General features: G+C 52.2%; 17 protein-coding genes and 1 other RNA gene. 10 read left to right on the top strand and 8 right to left on the bottom strand.

Going from position 1 to position 18,585, the window contains the following annotated elements:
- Positions 1–66 precede the first annotated feature (66 nt).
- The 3 genes from BLR00_RS07455 to BLR00_RS07445 form a co-directional block, all read right to left on the bottom strand.
- Positions 67–486: a rubrerythrin family protein gene (locus BLR00_RS07455; protein ID WP_074631788.1), complete on the bottom strand. Its 420-nt coding sequence runs from the start codon at positions 484–486 to the stop codon at positions 67–69.
- Positions 487–746: 260 nt separating this feature from the next.
- Positions 747–1,697 (bottom strand): D-2-hydroxyacid dehydrogenase, encoded by a 951-nt coding sequence (locus BLR00_RS07450; RefSeq protein ID WP_074631787.1) that lies wholly within the window; start codon positions 1,695–1,697, stop codon positions 747–749.
- Positions 1,698–1,782: 85 nt separating this feature from the next.
- Positions 1,783–2,682 carry a DMT family transporter gene (locus BLR00_RS07445; protein ID WP_074631786.1) on the bottom strand — a complete coding sequence of 300 codons (900 nt, stop codon included), beginning with the start codon at positions 2,680–2,682 and terminating at the stop codon, positions 1,783–1,785.
- Positions 2,683–2,770: 88 nt separating this feature from the next.
- Between BLR00_RS07445 and dapC the strand changes: the two genes are divergently transcribed.
- From dapC to prmB, 4 genes are all read left to right on the top strand, one after another.
- Positions 2,771–3,964 (top strand): succinyldiaminopimelate transaminase, encoded by a 1,194-nt coding sequence (dapC, locus tag BLR00_RS07440; protein WP_074634191.1) that lies wholly within the window; start codon positions 2,771–2,773, stop codon positions 3,962–3,964.
- 227 nt (positions 3,965–4,191) lie between these two features.
- On the top strand, positions 4,192–5,013 hold the full coding sequence (gene dapD, locus BLR00_RS07435; protein WP_074631785.1) for a 2,3,4,5-tetrahydropyridine-2,6-dicarboxylate N-succinyltransferase: 822 nt from the start codon (positions 4,192–4,194) through the stop codon (positions 5,011–5,013).
- Between the two features lie 29 nt (positions 5,014–5,042).
- Positions 5,043–6,176: a succinyl-diaminopimelate desuccinylase gene (gene dapE / locus BLR00_RS07430; protein ID WP_074631784.1), complete on the top strand. Its 1,134-nt coding sequence runs from the start codon at positions 5,043–5,045 to the stop codon at positions 6,174–6,176.
- Positions 6,177–6,425: 249 nt separating this feature from the next.
- Positions 6,426–7,322 (top strand): 50S ribosomal protein L3 N(5)-glutamine methyltransferase, encoded by an 897-nt coding sequence (gene prmB / locus BLR00_RS07425; protein WP_074631783.1) that lies wholly within the window; start codon positions 6,426–6,428, stop codon positions 7,320–7,322.
- 130 nt (positions 7,323–7,452) lie between these two features.
- Here the strand turns inward: prmB and rluB are convergent, their stop codons facing one another.
- From rluB to ffs, 5 genes are all read right to left on the bottom strand, one after another.
- On the bottom strand, positions 7,453–8,274 hold the full coding sequence (gene rluB / locus BLR00_RS07420) for a 23S rRNA pseudouridine(2605) synthase RluB (RefSeq protein WP_074631782.1): 822 nt from the start codon (positions 8,272–8,274) through the stop codon (positions 7,453–7,455).
- A 74-nt stretch (positions 8,275–8,348) separates the two neighbouring features.
- A complete protein-coding gene (gene recR / locus BLR00_RS07415; protein WP_074631781.1) occupies positions 8,349–8,945 on the bottom strand; it encodes a recombination mediator RecR in 597 nt (198 codons plus the stop codon).
- Positions 8,946–9,055: 110 nt separating this feature from the next.
- A complete protein-coding gene (locus tag BLR00_RS07410; protein ID WP_175443936.1) occupies positions 9,056–9,379 on the bottom strand; it encodes a YbaB/EbfC family nucleoid-associated protein in 324 nt (107 codons plus the stop codon).
- 15 nt (positions 9,380–9,394) lie between these two features.
- On the bottom strand, positions 9,395–11,074 hold the full coding sequence (gene dnaX / locus BLR00_RS07405; RefSeq protein WP_107797721.1) for a DNA polymerase III subunit gamma/tau: 1,680 nt from the start codon (positions 11,072–11,074) through the stop codon (positions 9,395–9,397).
- A 148-nt stretch (positions 11,075–11,222) separates the two neighbouring features.
- An RNA gene (gene ffs / locus BLR00_RS07400) (signal recognition particle sRNA small type) lies at positions 11,223–11,321 on the bottom strand.
- 783 nt (positions 11,322–12,104) lie between these two features.
- On the opposite strand from ffs, the gene BLR00_RS07395 reads away from it, so the two are divergent.
- The 6 genes from BLR00_RS07395 (at position 12,105) to BLR00_RS07370 (ending at position 18,571) form a co-directional block, all read left to right on the top strand.
- Positions 12,105–12,926: a TlpA disulfide reductase family protein gene (locus BLR00_RS07395; protein ID WP_074631779.1), complete on the top strand. Its 822-nt coding sequence runs from the start codon at positions 12,105–12,107 to the stop codon at positions 12,924–12,926.
- A 332-nt stretch (positions 12,927–13,258) separates the two neighbouring features.
- A complete protein-coding gene (locus tag BLR00_RS07390) occupies positions 13,259–14,059 on the top strand; it encodes a GntR family transcriptional regulator (RefSeq protein WP_176759944.1) in 801 nt (266 codons plus the stop codon).
- A gap of 57 nt (positions 14,060–14,116) precedes the next feature.
- Entirely contained in the window at positions 14,117–15,874 is a 1,758-nt protein-coding gene (locus BLR00_RS07385; protein WP_074631777.1) for a fumarate reductase/succinate dehydrogenase flavoprotein subunit, read from the top strand.
- Positions 15,875–15,885: 11 nt separating this feature from the next.
- Positions 15,886–16,119: a 4Fe-4S dicluster domain-containing protein gene (locus BLR00_RS07380; RefSeq protein WP_041514331.1), complete on the top strand. Its 234-nt coding sequence runs from the start codon at positions 15,886–15,888 to the stop codon at positions 16,117–16,119.
- A 145-nt stretch (positions 16,120–16,264) separates the two neighbouring features.
- Positions 16,265–17,722 carry an ABC transporter substrate-binding protein gene (locus tag BLR00_RS07375; RefSeq protein WP_081346668.1) on the top strand — a complete coding sequence of 486 codons (1,458 nt, stop codon included), beginning with the start codon at positions 16,265–16,267 and terminating at the stop codon, positions 17,720–17,722.
- Positions 17,723–17,734: 12 nt separating this feature from the next.
- Complete coding sequence (locus tag BLR00_RS07370; protein ID WP_218124311.1) at positions 17,735–18,571, top strand: ABC transporter permease; 837 nt, start codon at positions 17,735–17,737, stop codon at positions 18,569–18,571.
- Positions 18,572–18,585: the final 14 nt, after the last annotated feature.

The raw sequence follows: 18,585 nt of genomic DNA, 5'->3' as shown, positions 1-18,585 counted from the left end.
TTGCAGAATAAAGCGGACCAACCGGATCGATTGCTATCCGGTCTATCCGTTTTTTATAACGCTTACCTAATCGGCCAGATTATCCAGAGCTTTCTGAAAGCGGTTGGCATGAGAGCGTTCAGCCTTGGCCAACGTCTCGAACCAATCGCCGATTTCATCAAAGCCCTCATCCCGCGCGGATTTGGCCATACCCGGATACATGTCGGTGTATTCATGGGTTTCGCCGGCGATGGCCGTTTTCAGATTGTCGCGCGACGGGCCGAAAGGCAGACCCGTAGCCGGGTCCCCACAGGTTTCCAGATATTCCAGATGACCATGAGCATGACCGGTTTCTCCTTCAGCGGTGGAACGGAATACCGCCGCCACATCATTCTGACCTTCCACGTCCGCTTTGGCCGCAAAATAGAGATAACGGCGATTGGCCTGAGATTCCCCGGCAAAAGCTGCTTTTAGATTCTCTTCAGTTTTTGATCCTTTAAGTTCCATGATGCTCTCCTCTTATATAACATAGTGACAATCAAATTGATCAAGGATTCCAGCCTGCCTGAGGGGGTATAGCGGATGAATTCCAGCTGCCCTCACCTTAATATCAGGCTAACCAAACTGTAGGAGACTATCGGAGGGTCCTTAGCTTGTCAACAGGACTTACTGGACGCCTATTGGATAAATACCCGGTACATGGACAGTGTTTAGAACGGCTGAAGCAGACGGGCTTCATCCCTGAATCACCGGACCAGACCCATCGCTCAAGTGACCAGGTTCTGCGGCCTGCCAGCCACCCAGGCTTCAATATTATTGATCAGTTGATCGGCAAGAGACTGCATTGCTTGATCTGATGCCCATGCCACATGCGGCGTCAGAATGAAGTTGGGACGGCGCAGATCGAGTAACGGATTGCCATTCTTTGGCGGCTCGACAGTCAGCACGTCAAAACCCGCTCCGGCAATCAGGCCTTTATCCAGTGCCTGAACCAGTGCTGCCTCATCAACCAGTCCGCCGCGCGCGGTATTGATCAGCAGCGCGCTGCGCTTCATCTTGCTCAGTTCATTGATACCAATAAGATCTCGCGTTGCAGAGGTCAACGGACAGTGCAGCGAGAGTACGTCCGACTCCGCAAGCACCTGGTCGAACGGCGTGAGTACCACCTCTTTTTTCTTGGGTGAAGGATGATAGGCAAACAGTACATGCATGCCGAAGCCACGCGCGATGGCAGCCGTTCCCTGTCCAATGGCGCCGTCACCAACGATACCCATGGTGGAGCCGGACAACTCGGCGATACGATGCGTGAATAGGCAGAATTGCTCCGATTGCTGCCAGGCGCCCTGCTCAATCTCCTGCCGGTACGCCAATAAATTCCTGCGTAACGCCAGTACCAGCGCGAACACGTGCTCCGGAACAGTATGAATCGCATAATTGCGAATATTCGCCACCGCGATACCGCGGCTGCGGCAAGCCGCAATATCGATGCCGTCATACCCGGTCGCCGTCACCGCGATCATTTTCAGCTTGGGCAATTCCGCAAGGGTTTCATCGCTCAGCTGTACTTTATTGATCATTGCCACTGTCGCATGGCGCAGACGCGGCACGATCTGATCAAATGCTGTGTGGGCGTATTCTTCGTAAGTATGCTCGAAACTCGGCCGTCGTACCTGCGCCTTGATCGAATCGCGCTCCAGAAAAACTACGTGGTGCCCCATATTCATCCCCCTCGTTGGGATTTGCAGGTGCCACAATGGCAATGGCGCCGATGCCGCCAAAGACAACTATAAGAAAGAGACAACGCTACTCCCGATTCATCCTTGCGGAAAACAGACTGGCCGAGACAATCAGCGCACCACCCATCCAGCTCTTGAGCGTCATGGCCTCATCAGTCAGAAAATACGCCGCCACCGCCGCGACCACCAATTCGAATAGCATAATGATGATAGCCCGATTCGCGGGAACATGCGTGACACCATATTGCACGACCACACTCAGCACAAACACTATGATCCCCAATCCGAACAGTAGCAGATACGAATCCATGGAAATACTGCTCAGAACGGATAAGTCAGGCAAGAACAGGCTGTAAATGAATCCTGTCAGGGTGACACCCATCCACACTGCCACGGATTTCGATTGAACATTGTGATACTGGTCTTTGCGGCTCAGTACATTCAAGAGCGCAAACATGAAACCGGCTGACAACCCCATCCAGTCGCCGTAGGATGAAGGCAGCAAGGAACCACTTTCCGGTTCCCACAGCATGGTTATCGCGCCAGCCAGCGAAACAATGATCACCAGATAGCCATGCAGACTTAATTTCTCTTTCAGCAAAAGGCGCGAAAACACAATGGTCCAAAGCGGAGCGAGATAAAATAACAACAGCACCCGCATGACTTCGCCATGGATCACGCCGAGCACATAAGCGAGATTGGTCCAGCCCGCAAATAGCGCGATCCCTAACAACAGATAGGGTTCACCGCCGGCAATATGCGACATTCGCAAATCTTTCCGGAACGACACCAATCCCAGCAGCAAGGCAATAAAATAAGTAATCGCCGTTGCGATTGAACCACTTATCTCGGCTTGTTCCAGTACCCGGTAGGGATACCAGAGCAGCCCCCAGATAATAGCGCCACCGAGTAGCGCCGTTACCGGCAAAAGGTTTTGTTTGTTTTGATTATTTTGCTTGGTCAGCAAGCCATCAGCCCTTTATAATTCTGCTCCGATCAAGAGATTCCATCCTGAAAATGACTGCCTACGGTCGCAGGTTGCCTCCTTTATAAAATTGAATCCCAATCTCAACCGCCTGCAACCCTACCCCTTTCAGAAGCTTCACAAGCTGTTCGAGGGAATCACGCCCAGCCGGGCGTTCACACCCATTAGCCTGCATATCGGCGAGCCCAAACATGCAACGCCTGATTTCATCCGCCAGGCCCTGACGGATAACCTCTCTGGTCTGGCGCATTATCCCACAACGCTTGGAACCAGATCGCTGCGTGCGAGTATTGCCGCCTGGCTGATGCGGCGTTACCGCTTGCCTGCGATAAATCCAGAAACAGAGATCATTCCCGTTAACGGCAGCCGCGAAGCGCTGTTTTCCGCTGCCCAGTCGGTGGTTGATTCATCTCTTTCAAACGCGGCGGTAGTATGCCCAAATCCGTTTTACCAGATATATGAAGGCGCTGCTTTGCTGGCCGGTGCCACACCCTATTTCTTGAACACGTTGCCGGAGAATGATTTCGCGCTTGACTATGCACAATTACCGGATGATATCTGGTTCCGTACGCAACTGGCATACGTCTGCTCACCCGGCAATCCTACTGGCAGAGTGATGTCGATGGATGAGTGGCGGCGATTATTCGAGCTTTCCGACCGGCATGGATTCATCATCGCCGCGGACGAGTGCTACTCCGAAATCTATTTCGATGAAGCCGTGCCCCCGCTCGGCGCCCTGGAAGCCGCCCATCATCTCGGCCGTAGCGGCTTTCCACGGCTGATGGTATTCAGCAGCTTGTCGAAACGGTCCAATGTGCCGGGTATGCGCTCAGGTTTTGTAGCGGGAGATGCGGCGGTGCTGGAAAAATTTCTGCTCTATCGCACTTACCATGGCAGCGCGATGAACCCCGCGGTACAGGCAGCGAGTGAGGCGGCCTGGAATGACGAATCCCATGTGATCGAGAACCGCCGCTTGTATCAGGAGAAATTCACAACGGTCACCGAATTGCTGGCGGGTACCATGCAAATATCCAAACCGGACGCGGCATTTTATCTGTGGGTAAAAACGCCGGTTAGCGATGTCGAGTTCACCCGCAAGCTATATCAAGATTATAATGTAACGGTATTACCGGGCAGTTATCTGGCACGGCACGCGCATGGGATTAACCCTGGTGAAAATTTCGTGCGTATTGCCCTGGTCGCACCGCTGACGGAATGTATTGAAGCGGCCAGCCGGATAAAAATGCTGATGTCTTGTTTATAGCGTGCACCGAAAAATTTGAATATCAAAAACATCTTAGCCCGGATGTTTCATAAATTCGCGTGATGATTGCGCAGGATATTGTTTTGTAGGGAGATTCTGTGAAAGAGTGGTGTAGTTATTCATACACCCGACTGAACAAAATTTCCCTACGAAACAAAAGGCCAGCGAGGGCGCGCGAATTTATGAAACATTCGGGTTAAATATCTCAGAAAAAATAAAGGAAAACCATGGATCAGCTCCAAAGCACCATAGAAGAAGCGTTCGAACGCCGTGCCGAGATTACACCGCGCAATGTCGAAGCCAAACTCAAGGAATCCGTTGCTCAAGTACTGGAAATGCTCGACAGCGGCAAGCTGCGGGTTGCGGAAAAAATCAACGGTGAATGGAATACGCATCAATGGATCAAGAAAGCGGTGCTGCTTTCCTTTCGCATAGAAGACAATAGCTTTATCAAGGGCGGTTTCTCCAATTATTTTGATAAGGTGCCCTCCAAATTCGCGGATTACAGCTCCAAGGATTTCCGTAATGGCGGTTTTCGTGTGGTGCCGCCCGCCGCCGTACGCAAGGGATCGTTTATCGCCAGCAACGTTGTGCTGATGCCATCTTATGTCAACATCGGCGCCTACGTGGATGAAGGTACCATGGTTGATACCTGGGCCACGGTGGGCTCCTGCGCCCAGATCGGCAAGAATGTGCATCTGTCCGGCGGCGTGGGCATAGGCGGCGTGCTTGAGCCGGTGCAGGCCAACCCGACCATCATCGAGGATAACTGCTTCATCGGCGCACGTTCGGAAGTCGTCGAGGGCGTGATCGTGGGAGAAAATTCGGTGATTTCGATGGGCGTTTATATTGGTCAGAGCACCAAGATTTATAACCGGGAAACTGGTGAAACAAGCTATGGCCGCATCCCGCCGGGGTCGGTGGTGGTGTCAGGCAATCTGCCCTCCGCGGATGGGAAGTACAGCCTTTACTGCGCGATTATTGTTAAGCAGGTGGACGCCAAAACCCGCGCAAAAACCGGCATCAATGAACTGTTGCGCGGGATTTAACCATTGTTCGATTTCCAGGAAAATATCCCATGCAAAATGATACGCTGACTCTTGCACAGGCGTTGATCGCCTGTCGTTCGCTGACACCCTTCGATGAAGGATGTCAGGAAATTCTGATCAATCGCCTGGAAAAAATCGGCTTCAATATCGAGAGAGTACGCTGCGGCGAAGTGGATAATTTATGGGCACGGCGCGGGACGAGCGCACCGCTGCTGTGTTTTGCCGGCCATACCGATGTGGTGCCAACTGGCCCCGTTGATAAATGGGACAGCGATCCATTCAAACCGGAAATCCGTGATGGGAGGCTGTACGGCCGGGGTGCGGCTGACATGAAGGGATCGCTGGCAGCGTTCGTGACCGCGATCGAAGCGTTTGTCGCAGTGCACCCTGACCATGGCGGCTCGATTGCGCTACTCATCACATCGGACGAAGAGGGCGTCGCCATAGACGGCACCGTCAGGGTGGTTGAAGCACTCAAGGCGCGCAATGAGCTGATAGATTATTGCATCGTCGGTGAACCCACGTGCGTCAACGATCTGGGCGATACCATCAAGAATGGCAGGCGCGGCTCGTTGTCGGGAACATTGACCGTAAAAGGCATACAAGGCCATATCGCTTATCCGCATCTGGCAAAGAATCCCATCCACCTCGCCGCCCCTGCCATTGCCGAGCTGACGCAAACCCGGTGGGATGAAGGCAACGAATACTTTCCGCCCACCACCTGGCAGATTTCCAATATCAATGGCGGCACCGGCGCCACCAACGTGATTCCTGGCGAGGTCACCATGCTGTTCAATTTTCGTTTCTCCACCGCCAGCACGGTTGAATCGCTAAAAGCCAGAGTGCACGAAATCCTCAACCGGCAGGATTTCGATTACGACCTGCGATGGGAGTTTTCCGGCAAACCCTATCTCACGCCCAGGGGCAGCCTGGTGGACGCGATCAGCAATGCGATCCGAACCGTTGTGGGAATCGAGCCGGAACTTTCCACTTCCGGGGGCACCTCCGATGGGCGGTTCATCGCCGATATTTGCCCGCAGGTAGTAGAGATCGGGCCGCGTAATGCCACCATTCACAAGCTCAATGAATATGTGGAAGTAAAAGATCTGGAACAGTTGCCGGAAATCTACCGGCTGACGCTGGAGCATTTGTTGCTGAAATAATAGAAGTCTCTGAATAAATCTCCATAGAATGCTCTGTTGATAATTTATTCGGAGGTTCCTGATTGCCGGCGAGAAAATACCATGAATTTGTCATTCCGGGCTTAATCGGGAATCCAGCCCACACCAACCATCGCGTGCCTTGCATGCCGCTGGATACTGGCTTCCGTCAGTATGACGCTTATACTATTTGCTCGCCGGAGCAATAAGCAGGCACCTGAATCGTAGCAATCTGAAAGTGAAGGTGTCCCTATGTATATTGAAGCCAAGACCCAGCTCCAAACGCTACGCGATCTGCTACGCTTCGCGGTAAGCCGCTTTAACGAGGCCGGTCTTTATTTCGGCCATGGTTCAGCCTCGGCGTACGATGAGGCTGCCTATCTCATTCTCCACACACTCCATCTTCCGCTCGACCGGCTGGAGCCGTTTCTGGAAGCGCGTCTCACCACAACGGAACTGGAACAGGCACTGCATATAATCGAGCGACGCGCGGTAGAAAAAATTCCTGCCGCTTATCTCACCCATGAAGCCTGGCTGGGAGATTTCAGCTTTTACGTGGATGAACGCGTAATCGTACCGCGTTCCTTTATTGCCGAGTTGCTGCACGAGCAGCTCGCGCCATGGATAGAAAACCCCGATGAAATCCATGCCGCGCTGGATCTCTGCACCGGATCGGGATGCCTTGCAGTGTTGCTGGCACATGCTTTTGGAAATGCCGCCATAGACGCCACGGATATTTCACGTGAGGCGCTGGATGTCGCACAGAAGAACGTAACGGATTACAACCTGGAGCATCGCGTCAACCTTATGCAATCCGACTTGTTTGCAGGTCTGCACGGACGCCGCTACGATCTCATTATCAGCAATCCGCCTTATGTCAGTGCTGAATCAATGTCGGCGCTTCCCAAAGAGTATCGGCATGAACCACGTACTGCCCTGGCAAGCGGCGAAGACGGTCTGGAGGCAGCCCGTGCAATACTGCGCGAAGCAGCCGACTATTTAACTGAGCAGGGCGTGCTGGTTGTCGAAATTGGTCATAACCGAGAGGCGTTGGAACAGGAATTCTGCCAGACCCCCTTCACCTGGCTTGAAACCAGCGCAGGTGATGAATTTGTTTTCCTGCTGAAACGCGATCAGCTTCCCCAATAGCAAACAATACAGGCGTCATACCTTCCGAAGGTAGTATCCGGCAGCGTGCGAAGTACGTCATTATTGGTCTGGACCGGATTCCGGACCAAGTCCGGAATGACGAGATTTGTGGTACTTACTTGCTGAATAATTAGGGCACCAGCGCCAACAAACGCCTTGTCTCGGTCTCATCCAGCTCCATCCATTTTCCGCGTTTCAGGCGCGGCGGCAAATTAATCGGGCCAAAGCGTACCCGCATCAAACGGCTCACCGTCATTCCCACCGTTTCAAACATGCGGCGCACTTCACGGTTCCTGCCTTCCTTCAATATCACCCGGTACCAGTGATTGGACCCCTCGCCGCCCTGATCCGACAAGTGATCGAATTTCGCCAGGCCATCTTCCAGTTCAATGCCCGTCGTCAACAGTGTCGCCACTTCCGGAGTCAGGCGCCCCATGATTCTTACCGCATATTCACGCTCGACTTCGAACCGGGGATGCATCAGCCGGTTAGCCAATTCTCCGTCGGTCGTAAAAATCAGTAGCCCGCTGGTATTGTAGTCAAGCCTGCCGATGGATATCCATTTAGACGATCGTAATTGCGGCAGCTTGTCGAATACTGACGGCCGGCCCTCGGGATCATCATGACTGACAATCTCGCCCTCCGGTTTATGGTAAAGCACAACCCTGGGCAGGCGGTCATCGGATTTGAAGTGAATGGTGCGCTTCCCTACCCGCACGATATCGTCCGGCCCCGCCCGGTCACCGATTCCCGCCACTTTTCCATTAATAGTTGCCCCGCCGGCAGCAATCAGTTCCTCCATCTCGCGCCGCGATCCCAACCCCGCTTGCGCCAGCAGCTTATGGAGTTTGTGCGTAACCGGCGCGGATACCGATGTGGACATAGAACTGGCGTCAGCGCTACCGGATGGAGAATCCTTTTTCTTTATCGGCCTGATCGGCCTCGCTTTCATCTATAGCTCACCTTTAAAACCATGCAGAACTTCTCCCTGCTTCAAAAAAACTAAGCACATGCTCACGCCCACCGTTAAATTTCTCTGCGCTCGATCACAGCCTGTGCCAATGTGCCGCTATCCACGTGCTCCAGCTCTCCACCCACCGGCAATCCGCGCGCAATCCGGGTAACCTTCACCCCCTTGCCGTGCAGAAGCTCGCCGATATAGTGAGCGGTCGCCTCGCCTTCCACGGTAAAATTGGTGGCGAGTACAATTTCCCGCACCAGCCCATCCTGAGCCCGCTTCAGCAACCGGTCAAGATGAATTTCCCTGGGGCCGATGCCATCCAAAGGTGACAGTCTGCCCATCAGCACGAAATACATCCCCTTATAACAGTGTGCCTGCTCCATCATCAGCAGATCAGCCGGCATCTCCACCACGCATAGCAATGTGGCATCACGCCGTTCGGAACGGCACAACTCGCATACGATTTCTTCAGTAAAGTTGTTGCATTTCTCGCAATGCCTGATATGTTCCAGCGCATAGGCAAGCGAATTGGCAAGCCGCTGTGCGCCGGCATGATCCCGTTGCAACAGATGATAGGCCATGCGTTGCGCCGACCTGGGACCCACGCCGGGCAGGCAACGTAACGATTCGATCAAATCTTCTAGACTGGTTGGCGTTTTCATTGTAAATAAAGCGGGAGGGAGAGCATTGCAACATGAGAATGGCGGCTACTTCTTCACGAAGCGGCGCACGCATTCCAATATCTGATCCATCCGATCTCATCTTCCGCAAATTAAAACGGCAATTTCATCCCCGGCGGCAGAGCCATTCCGGAAGTCAAGCCAGCCATTTTTTCCTGCGTGGTAGATTCCACCCGCCGCACCGCATCGTTTACCGCGGCGGCGATCAGATCCTCGAGCATGTCCTTATCGTCGCCAATCAGGCTGTCGTCGATAGCCACGCGCTTGACATCATAACGACAGGTCATCACCACCTTGACCATGCCGGCACCGGATTGGCCTTCAACTTCGATCGAGGCCAATTTCTCCTGCATATTTTTCATGTTCTCCTGCATTTGCTGAGCCTGCTTCATAAAATTGCCCAAGCCACCTTTCATCATTTTTTACCTCCGCTATTGAATGGGTTTGATCGAAGAAACGATCAGTTTTGCATCGAAATTTTCCACCAGCTCTCGCACAAACGGGTCTGTTTCGATGGCCGTGATAGCCTGCAACTGCTTCTGCTGTTTTTCACGATTTTCCAGCTCCGCGGGACTCTTTCCTGTGCTGATCCCAACTGAGAATTTTAGCCGGACGGGCTTACCTAAATGCTCTCTGACGGCTGTTTGCATCCTGTCCTGATAGGTCTTCTGAAGCAGTTGCTTATGCGTCTCCGGTACACAAAATTCGATCTCGTTCGGGGAAACATTTTTGATCTCGCAATTCTGAGCCAGCTCTTTCGCCATGCCGCTCAACTTTAACTGGTTTGCTACCACCATCCAGTCACTGCCAAACAAACTCACGGTTGATTCAGGTCTAACCGTTGTTGTTTCGGTTGTTTCGGTTGTTTCGGCTGTTTTTGCTTCTTTTACTGTTTCTGCTGTGCTAGATACTTCTGTTGTTTTTCTCGTTTCCGATATTTCTGATGCTTCTGTAATCTTTGAAATTGAAGACAAAGGCTGTTTTATCTCTTTATCATGCTTGGGTCCTGTAGTCTTCGGCATGCCCTCCGGCATGAATGCCAGCAGCCGCATCAATGTCATGGTGAAACCCGCATACTCATCCGGCGCCTGAGCCAGATCGGAGCGGCCATGTATGACAATCTGATAAAACAGCTGAATATCTTCGGGTGTGAACGTCTTCGCCAACGTGAAAATTCGCTCACGCTCCGGGGTATCTTCGCCGATAGCCACCGGCACAATTTGTGCCAGAGCAAGCCGGTGCAGTAACGTCGCCAGATCCTGCAAAGCCGCATCAAACGACAAACTACGGGTTTCCATCGCATCCGCTACCGCCAGTATCTTGACGCCATCTTTCTGCGACAGGGCATCCAGCAAGTCATAGAGATAGCCCTGATCGATAGCACCCAGCATGTCCCGCACCCCGGCTTCTTCGATTCTTCCCTCACCAAAGGCGATCGCCTGATCCAGGATACTCAAGGCATCACGCATGCTGCCCTGCGCAGACCGCGCCAGCAACTGTAACGATGTGGCGTCGCAGCTTATCTTTTCCTGTTCAAGCACATGCTTGAGGTGGGCGGCAATCAATGGTAACGGGATCTGTTTCAGGTTGAATTGCAGGCAGCGCGACAAAACGGTGACAGGAATCTTCTGCGGATCGGTCGTGGCGAGAACAAACTTGACATGTTCCGGCGGCTCTTCCAGGGTTTTCAGCATGGCATTGAAAGCCGACTTGGAGAGCATGTGTACTTCATCAATGATGTAAATCTTGTAGCGGGCACTGGTGGGAGCATAAAGCGCGTTTTCCAGCAATTCGCGCATCTTGTCCACTTGCGTATTGGAGGCGGCGTCCATCTCGATCAAATCGACGAAACGCCCACTGTCTATTTCAGTACAGGCGGAACAAATGCCGCAAGGCGTGGACGTAATCCCGGTCTGGCAATTAAGCGCCTTGGCCAGAATGCGTGCGATAGTGGTTTTGCCGATGCCGCGTGTGCCGGTAAACAGGTAGGCATGGTGCAGCCTTTTTTGTTCAAGCGCGTTGGTAAGCGCCCTGACCACATGATCTTGTCCGGTCAGTTCGGCAAAACTCCTGGGGCGCCATTTGCGGGCAAGGACTTGAGTCGGCACGATAGCGGGAAAGTAATAACCGAGGGGCGATAGAAAAGTTTATTGCAGACTGGCCGGGAACTTGAATTCGTTCCGCGGACGGCCCAAGGGTAGAGCGGAGCCGACATCGCAAATGCCGGCTCCGCTCTGACTACCTATCCAAATAAAAACGGGTGGCGAGCCTGACCCCCGGCACTTGCAGAAAATAGCTGTGGCTGCTTCCTTCCGGACCTGACCAGGTTCACTACTATGCAATGCGGGGAGGCCCGCCATAAAAAGTTAAAATAGTTTCAGCCAGTAATAACCAGAAACTCACAATGAAACGTTATATCTATAATAATCAATTATCTATACTTGATAGAATTTAGGACTACGGCGATGATTTGCACTACCCATCAATTGTGTCATTGTGCACGGAGTCGGCGCCCGCGTCTACTGCCATAGTCATAAGAGTAGCCTAGTTAAGGCTGAGTCCCGATTTTTTTGGCCAGCGCCAGCAATTCCTCTCCGTTTTCAAGACCATCAAGGAAACCCCTCAACCCCCACCTGTGCACCCACCAGGGCGCCAGTCAGCATCCTCTTGCATAAAGCACACGTTCTTATCGAAGCATGGCGATAGGATTACAATTAGGGCCTATTAACACTTATTTCGCACCCGCGTTGCTACACAAAAAATGCGGAGGCAAGACGCGAAGCGCAGGCCATAGCGGGTCTATGGCCAAGCTTTGCAACGCGGCATCCGCGTTTTTTGTGTAGCAACCCGAAGGGACGGGACGGATTTCATCCAGCCCTTCGTTACTCGCCGCTTACGGAGGCCTGCTCCGCCGCGCGGCTCATGCCTCGTACTGGATGAAATCAGTCGCCGTCGCGGGTGCAAAATAAGTGTTAATAGGCCCTAATAGCGACCGCACAGTTCCTTGGGCAATTTCACGCCAGCCGAATTTGCGGCGCAACATTATAAAAACTTCGAATGCTGCGTGTCGCACCTGACGAGGAATTGTATACCAATGACGAAATGCCCTTCGGCACCCGTTTTCAATAACCGAGGCACTTAATGAGCTCAGTCAATATCGGACTGGTTGCGTTTCACATCAATTTTTTACTGTTGCTGGGTGCAATGCTGATCGGCTCGTTCGTCGCCAAACGGATAGGGCGACCGCGAAATATTGATGTCGAGCCGCTTCTTTGGAGAGTTTTCATTACTTCCCTGGTAGCGGCGAGACTTGTCTTCGTGATTGCCTATTTCGATATGTACAAGAGCGCGCCATGGAGCATTCTGAATATCCTTGATGGCGGATTCTCACCGGCAGCGGGCATTCTGGCTGCAGCGACCGGCATCATCGGGTATGCATGGCACGTACGGGAAGGGAGGCGCACCCTGCTGCTATCGGCATTGACGGGAGGAGCCGCCTGGGCAGTTGGCGTGGTGGCGGCGGCGGCAGTCTTTGCCGTTCCAGTGCAGATGCCGCAAGCAGAGCTGGTTCGCCTTGATGGCAGTGCTGTCCAGTTTGGCTCATTGGCCGGCAAGCCTATGGTGGTCAACCTGTGGGCAACATGGTGTCCGCCTTGTATACGGGAAATGCCGGTACTGCGGGATGCGCAAAAGAATAGTCCAGATGTGGTCTTCATCTTTGCCAATCAGGGTGAATCGGCCGATGTGATTCAGAAGTTTCTGGATCGGGAAGGACTCATCCTTGATAACGTGTTGCTCGATTCTCGCCTCGAACTCAGCAGCCAGACCAATTCTCAAGGGTTGCCAACAACGTTGTTCTTTGATGCAAAGGGTGCGCTGGTCGATCGCCGTATTGGCGAGTTATCGGCCGCTACGCTGGCACAAAGAATCGAGGGAATCACGACGCGTCACATCGACCCGTAAGCGCAGTCGGGATTAGCCAGGGTTGTACGCCCGAACCCTCGGAATTTTTTTTCTGATGCCGATAAAACCAGGAAAAAAATGACGAACCTTTCTTGCATGCGGTTTCGTCCCGCCATGCCACCCACCAGAATCAGTTGCGGGCCTCCTCCAGTCCATGCGGAGCTCATGGCCCTCAAGCTGCCCGAATGGGACAGTTCACGAAAGTAGTCGGACTATCAATATCTATTTTAGTAATAACTAAATCACTTTATCTTGGTTTCAATCTGTTTGCTCCGACACTACTATACCTGTAGCAACGCAGTATTACCTGTAATGACAAGTTATATTAATAGGTGAAACCATTGATAAGTTCTTTAACCCTCGTGCCGTCACCGCTTCCCTTATATACGCAGATTAAAGATATCTTAAGGGAACGGATTCTGGAAGGCACATATAAGCCACACCATAAATTGCCATCGGAGAGCGAGATGAGCACCTTATTCGATGTAAGCCGAATCACTGTTCGACAGGCTTTGAGTGACCTGCAAAATGAAGGACTGATTTTCAGAATTCCCGGCAAAGGAACGTTTGTCGCCAAACCCAAGGCTTTTCAGCAATTGACGCAACTGGAGGGATTTGCCGAGGCAATGTTGCGTATGGGTTATGAGATTTACAACAAAGTGATCAGCCATAAGTCAGTTCCCGCTTCGGCCATCGTCGCAAAGAAACTGAAGCTGGAAACCGGTACACCTGTAAGTGAAATCAGGCGCGTACGCTATCTCAACCGTGAACCCCTATCAATGGAGGTCACTTACCTGATGGAGGATATTGGCGAACGTTTGCGGAGCTTCGATCTTCCCACGCGCGATATATTCCTGGTGCTTGAAAATGATTTTGGCATCGCATTGGGATATGCGGATCTGCAGATTGACGCAATGCTGGCTGACGATGACTTGGCTCATCAGTTAAAGATAGAAGAAGGCTCAGCTGTATTGCGTATGGAACGGCTTACCCATACCGCGGCGGGTAAGCCGCTGGATTTTGAATACCTTTATTTTCGCGGAGACGCATTTCAATATCGCTTGCAAATCGCGCGGCGCGCAGTCGATGCGACTGCCGTGCCCCAGAACCAGGCCGGCGATCCGTTGCCGTAGCTTCTCCTACCTCAGGCGCAATCTCTCTGGATACATTGATCTCAAACCAGGCTATTCATGCAATCTCAAACTCACACGGTAGACGTATTGATCATTGGAGGCGGCACCGCTGGTCCCATGGCAGCAGTCAAGGCCAAGGAGGCCAATCCGGCGTTGCATGTATTACTGCTGGAAAAAGCCAACGTGAAGCGTAGCGGCGCTATCTCTATGGGTATGGATGGCTTGAACAACGCGGTGGTCCCGGGCCACGCCACGCCGGAACAGTACGTGAAGGAAATCACGATCGCCAATGACGGGATCGTTAACCAGAAAACTGTAATGGCCTATGCGCAAAACAGCTTTTCCATGATTGAAGAACTGGATCGGTGGGGAGTGAAATTTGAAAAGGATGAGACGGGTGATTATGCAATGCGCAAAGTGCATCACATGGGAACGTATGTACTGCCCATGCCGGAAGGTCATGATATTAAAAGAGTGTTGTACAGACGGTTGAAGCGCACCCGCGTTGGTATTACCAATCGCCTGGTGGCCACGCGTTTGTTGATGGCAACCGACGGACGTGTTGCCGGCGCAATGGCATTCGATTGCCGCACCGGCATATTTCATATCATTCGCGCCAAGGCAGTAATTCTTTGCACCGGCGCGGCGGGGCGACTGGGTCTACCCGCATCAGGTTATCTGTTCGGCACTTATGAGAATCCGACCAATGCAGGGGATGGGTACAGCATGGCCTATCACGCCGGAGCAGAACTGAGTGGTATCGAATGCTTTCAGATAAACCCTTTGATCAAGGATTACAACGGCCCCGCTTGTGCTTATGTCACGGGTCCAATGGGCGGTTATACCACTAACAGCAAAGGTGAGCGCTTTATCGAATGCGATTACTGGAGCGGACAAATGATGATGGAGTTCTATCGTGAACTGGAAGGGGGCGATGGACCGGTATTCTTAAAGTTGAACCATCTCGCGGACGAAACCATTAGTGCCATCGAAACTATTCTGCATACCAATGAGCGGCCGAGCCGTGGCCGTTTTCATGAGGGGCGTGGAACCGATTACCGCAAACAAATGGTTGAAATGCATATTTCGGAAATCGGTCTATGCAGCGGCCATTCCGCATCAGGAGTCTGGATCAACGAACATGGAGAAACCACGGTTCCAGGATTATATGCCGCCGGCGATCTGGCATGCGTGCCGCATAATTACATGCTGGGAGCCTTTGTCTACGGAAAAATCGCAGGCGAAAGCGCGGCCCGCTATTGCGCCAGTGCGCCCCTTGCAGACGTCGACCAAACGCAAATGGAAACGGAATACGCAAGAGTGCAAGCTCCCTTGTTGCGTAGCGATGGGCTGCCGCCATCGCAGGTTGAATACAAATTGCGGCGCATGGTCAATGACTACCTGCAGCCTCCCAAAGTTACCCGCAAGATGGAAATTGGGCTGGCCCGATTCGAAGAAATTAGAGGCGATCTCGACATGTTGTGGGCGCGTGATCCCCATGAACTGATGCGTGCGCTAGAGGTGCATGCTATCCGCGACTGCGCTGAAATGGCGGCGCGCGCATCTCTGTATCGAACCGAGAGCCGATGGGGTCTTTATCACAACCGCATCGATTATCCCGATCGGGACGACCACGAGTGGTTTGTGCATGTTCAACTGAAAAAGATTAACGACAAGATGATGTGTTTTAAGCGCCCTATAGAGCCTTATATCATCGATCTGGATGAACATGAGAAAGCTGCGTATCAGGGGATGCGTATCCAAAAGAATGCTTCCACCGAGAAAATAACAGAAGCGCGCACCGCCGCGATTTAAGGAGAAAGACTATGCCAACCGCTTTTATTCCTGCCAGTCTTCCCGTACGGATCGATGAAGAGTTATGCATCGCGGACAAAGGTTGCACTGTATGCGTAGATGTCTGCCCTCTCGACGTGCTGGCGATCGATTTTACCAAGGGAAAGGCTTATATGAAATTTGACGAATGCTGGTATTGCATGCCGTGTGAAAAGGATTGCCCCACCGGTGCGGTGACGGTCGATATTCCGTATCTACTTCGCTAGGGCCTGTTAACACTTATTTCGCACCCGCGTTGCTACACAAAAAATGTGGAGGCAAGGCGCGAAGTCTTAAATCTCTTTCATTCGTATCTCGCCAGTAGCAAAACATTGTGCTACGGAGTGAAGTCAATAATTCTGGAGGGGAAATATGAAATTGCAGCGGCTGATCAGTTTTGGGTTAAGCATCATATTCGCAAGTTCGGTCCACGCCGAAATTCTCCGCATCGCTATCGGCACTCAAGATACCACCATAAATTGTGCCGCCGGGGGCACACTGATCCGTGAATTGAAGCTCCTTGAAAAGTATTTGCCTCACGACGGCAAATACAAGGATACCCAATACGATATCCAGTGGAAAAACTTTACCTCCGGTGCCCCGTTAACTAATGAAATGGTAGCCGGAAAGCTCGATATTGGCTCGATGGCCGATTTCCCAGGTTCGTTCAATGGCGTTGCATTTCAAAAGGCGGGCAAACAGAGCATTTTTATTAGCGTCCTGTCCGGCAGCATCACGGGCAGTGGCAACGGCATCGTGGTGCCCAAATCCTCTCCTGTCCAGTCTCTGGCTGAGTTGAAAGGCAAGACTATTTCAGTCCCATTTGCTTCAACCTCACATGGCATGCTGCTTCGAGCAGTCGCGCAACAGGGATGGGATCCGGATAAGGATGTAACGATCATCACGCAGTCGCCGGAAATTGCGGGCTCAGCGCTCCAAGCCAATAAGATCGATGCGCATGCCGATTTTGTGCCTTTTGCCGAACTGTACCCTTATCGGGGTTTTGCCAGAAAAGTCTATGACGGATCGCAAGCCAACGCGCCAACCATGCATGGCACCCTGGTAGATGCTGAATATGCGAGAAAACATCCCGAAGTCGTCGTCGCATTCCTGCGCGCAGCAATCGAAGCAGATAGGCTGCTTGCGGCGGAACCGGAGAGATATAGCGAACTTATCTCCAAAGTGACCGGCATCGAGGCCGAAGTCATTTATCTGTTTCATGGCCCTCTCGGGCTGCAAACACGTGACTTCACCTGGAAACCGGAATACCGGAAGGCGGTAAAGACTTCAATTGAGACCTTGCGGTTGATGAAACGCACCGCAGCGGACCTGGATATAGAGAAATTCATTGACGATCAATATATCCGCGCCGCTTTCAGACATGCCGGACTCGATTATGAAGCACAGCTGAAAAATTATGCCCAGCTACCGCTTGCCACGAAAGATGCCCATACCGGAAAACCTGTCATCGACAGCAAACGCGCCGCACAAATCTGGGTTAAAGGTGAACCGCTGGTACGTCACTACGCGTCACCCGAATCCGCGTTTGCCGATCTGAACGCACTCGAAAAAGCAGGTAAGCAGATCCGGGTAGTATATGTTCAGGATAGCAATAGCGGCATCAAGTTGCTCGCTCACGACGCCTGGTTTGTTCACGGCACCAATGTGGTGAATGGGTTCTTACTCAAAAACGATGCGGACGCCTGGGTTCGGGCCAACGGAGGCAAGGTGCTTAATTTTGGTGCTGCAAAAAACGTCATGACGGTCGGTGCATTTGGGATCGCCGGGCCTCTCGCCAAATCGACCCTTGCGCCTGGAACTACCAGATAAAGGAGCACACTCATGGGTAGCATCACTGAAGCTGACTCCGTTCCTGCTGAAAGAATGGATCCCAATCGACGCGAAGCTGGCCATAGGCTACGGCGCGTTTCATCAATTGCCATTTGCGTTCTGTTATGGCATCTGGCCTCCACCAGACATTTAGATCTGGGGGTAATAACTTTTCACAATGTGCCATCTCCTGAGGAAGTGTTGGCGGCTGCCTGGGAATTGCTTGAATCCCAGAAAATGCTATCTCACCTGACAGCCAGCATGTCGCGCGTTTTTAGCGGTTTTCTCGGGGCTGCGGTCGTTGGCATCGGACTAGGATTAATGATTGGCCGTTCACGTTTTGCGGAAGATACTTTGCTTCCACCTCTGGAAATGCTAAGACCCATCCCTGCAGTAGCCTGGATTCCACTATCGATTCTTATGTTTCCGTCTTCTGAATTATCGATGATATTCATTACTTTTACCGGTGCACTGTTTCCAATTTTACTGAGTACTGTCCATGGCGTTGAAGCGGTGGATGCAAGACTGATTGCATCCGCTCGCAGTCTTGGAAGTGGCCGGTGCGCGGTATTTACCGAAGTAATTTTGCCCGCGGCGGCGCCCGGCATATTTACCGGGTTATCCATCGGCATGGGGACGGCTTGGTTTTGTCTCGTAACAGCCGAAATGATAGCAGGCCAATTCGGCATTGGTTACTACACCTGGGCTTCTTATACGATCCAGAATTATGCAGACATAGTGGTCGGCATGTTGCTGATCGGTTTACTGGGCATGGGAAGCAGCGTATTGGTTAAGAAACTGGGAAATATGTTGATGCCCTGGCATGCTTCCGAAATAAAAAAATCATGAATCCGGTCGCAAAT

The sequence above is a fragment of the Nitrosospira multiformis genome (genome assembly GCF_900103165.1).
Taxonomy (GTDB): Bacteria; Pseudomonadota; Gammaproteobacteria; order Burkholderiales; family Nitrosomonadaceae; genus Nitrosospira; species Nitrosospira multiformis_D.
The sequence above is the reverse complement of the archived record's forward strand: the minus strand, read 5'-3'. Positions and strand labels throughout refer to the sequence as shown.

Excerpts from the sequence above, each read along its gene's own strand:
- BLR00_RS07395 (WP_074631779.1), top strand. The coding sequence starts at position 12,105 with ATGAGCTCAGTCAATATCGGACTGGTTGCGTTTCACATCAATTTTTTA.
- rluB (WP_074631782.1), bottom strand. The coding sequence starts at position 8,274 with ATGAAAGCGAGGCCGATCAGGCCGATAAAGAAAAAGGATTCTCCATCC.
- dapE (WP_074631784.1), top strand. The coding sequence starts at position 5,043 with ATGCAAAATGATACGCTGACTCTTGCACAGGCGTTGATCGCCTGTCGT.
- BLR00_RS07455 (WP_074631788.1), bottom strand. The coding sequence starts at position 486 with ATGGAACTTAAAGGATCAAAAACTGAAGAGAATCTAAAAGCAGCTTTT.
- BLR00_RS07380 (WP_041514331.1), top strand. The coding sequence starts at position 15,886 with ATGCCAACCGCTTTTATTCCTGCCAGTCTTCCCGTACGGATCGATGAA.
- BLR00_RS07375 (WP_081346668.1), top strand. The coding sequence starts at position 16,265 with ATGAAATTGCAGCGGCTGATCAGTTTTGGGTTAAGCATCATATTCGCA.
- prmB (WP_074631783.1), top strand. The coding sequence starts at position 6,426 with ATGTATATTGAAGCCAAGACCCAGCTCCAAACGCTACGCGATCTGCTA.
- BLR00_RS07410 (WP_175443936.1), bottom strand. The coding sequence starts at position 9,379 with ATGAAAGGTGGCTTGGGCAATTTTATGAAGCAGGCTCAGCAAATGCAG.
- dapD (WP_074631785.1), top strand. The coding sequence starts at position 4,192 with ATGGATCAGCTCCAAAGCACCATAGAAGAAGCGTTCGAACGCCGTGCC.
- BLR00_RS07385 (WP_074631777.1), top strand. The coding sequence starts at position 14,117 with ATGCAATCTCAAACTCACACGGTAGACGTATTGATCATTGGAGGCGGC.
- recR (WP_074631781.1), bottom strand. The coding sequence starts at position 8,945 with ATGAAAACGCCAACCAGTCTAGAAGATTTGATCGAATCGTTACGTTGC.
- BLR00_RS07450 (WP_074631787.1), bottom strand. The coding sequence starts at position 1,697 with ATGGGGCACCACGTAGTTTTTCTGGAGCGCGATTCGATCAAGGCGCAG.
- BLR00_RS07370 (WP_218124311.1), top strand. The coding sequence starts at position 17,735 with ATGGGTAGCATCACTGAAGCTGACTCCGTTCCTGCTGAAAGAATGGAT.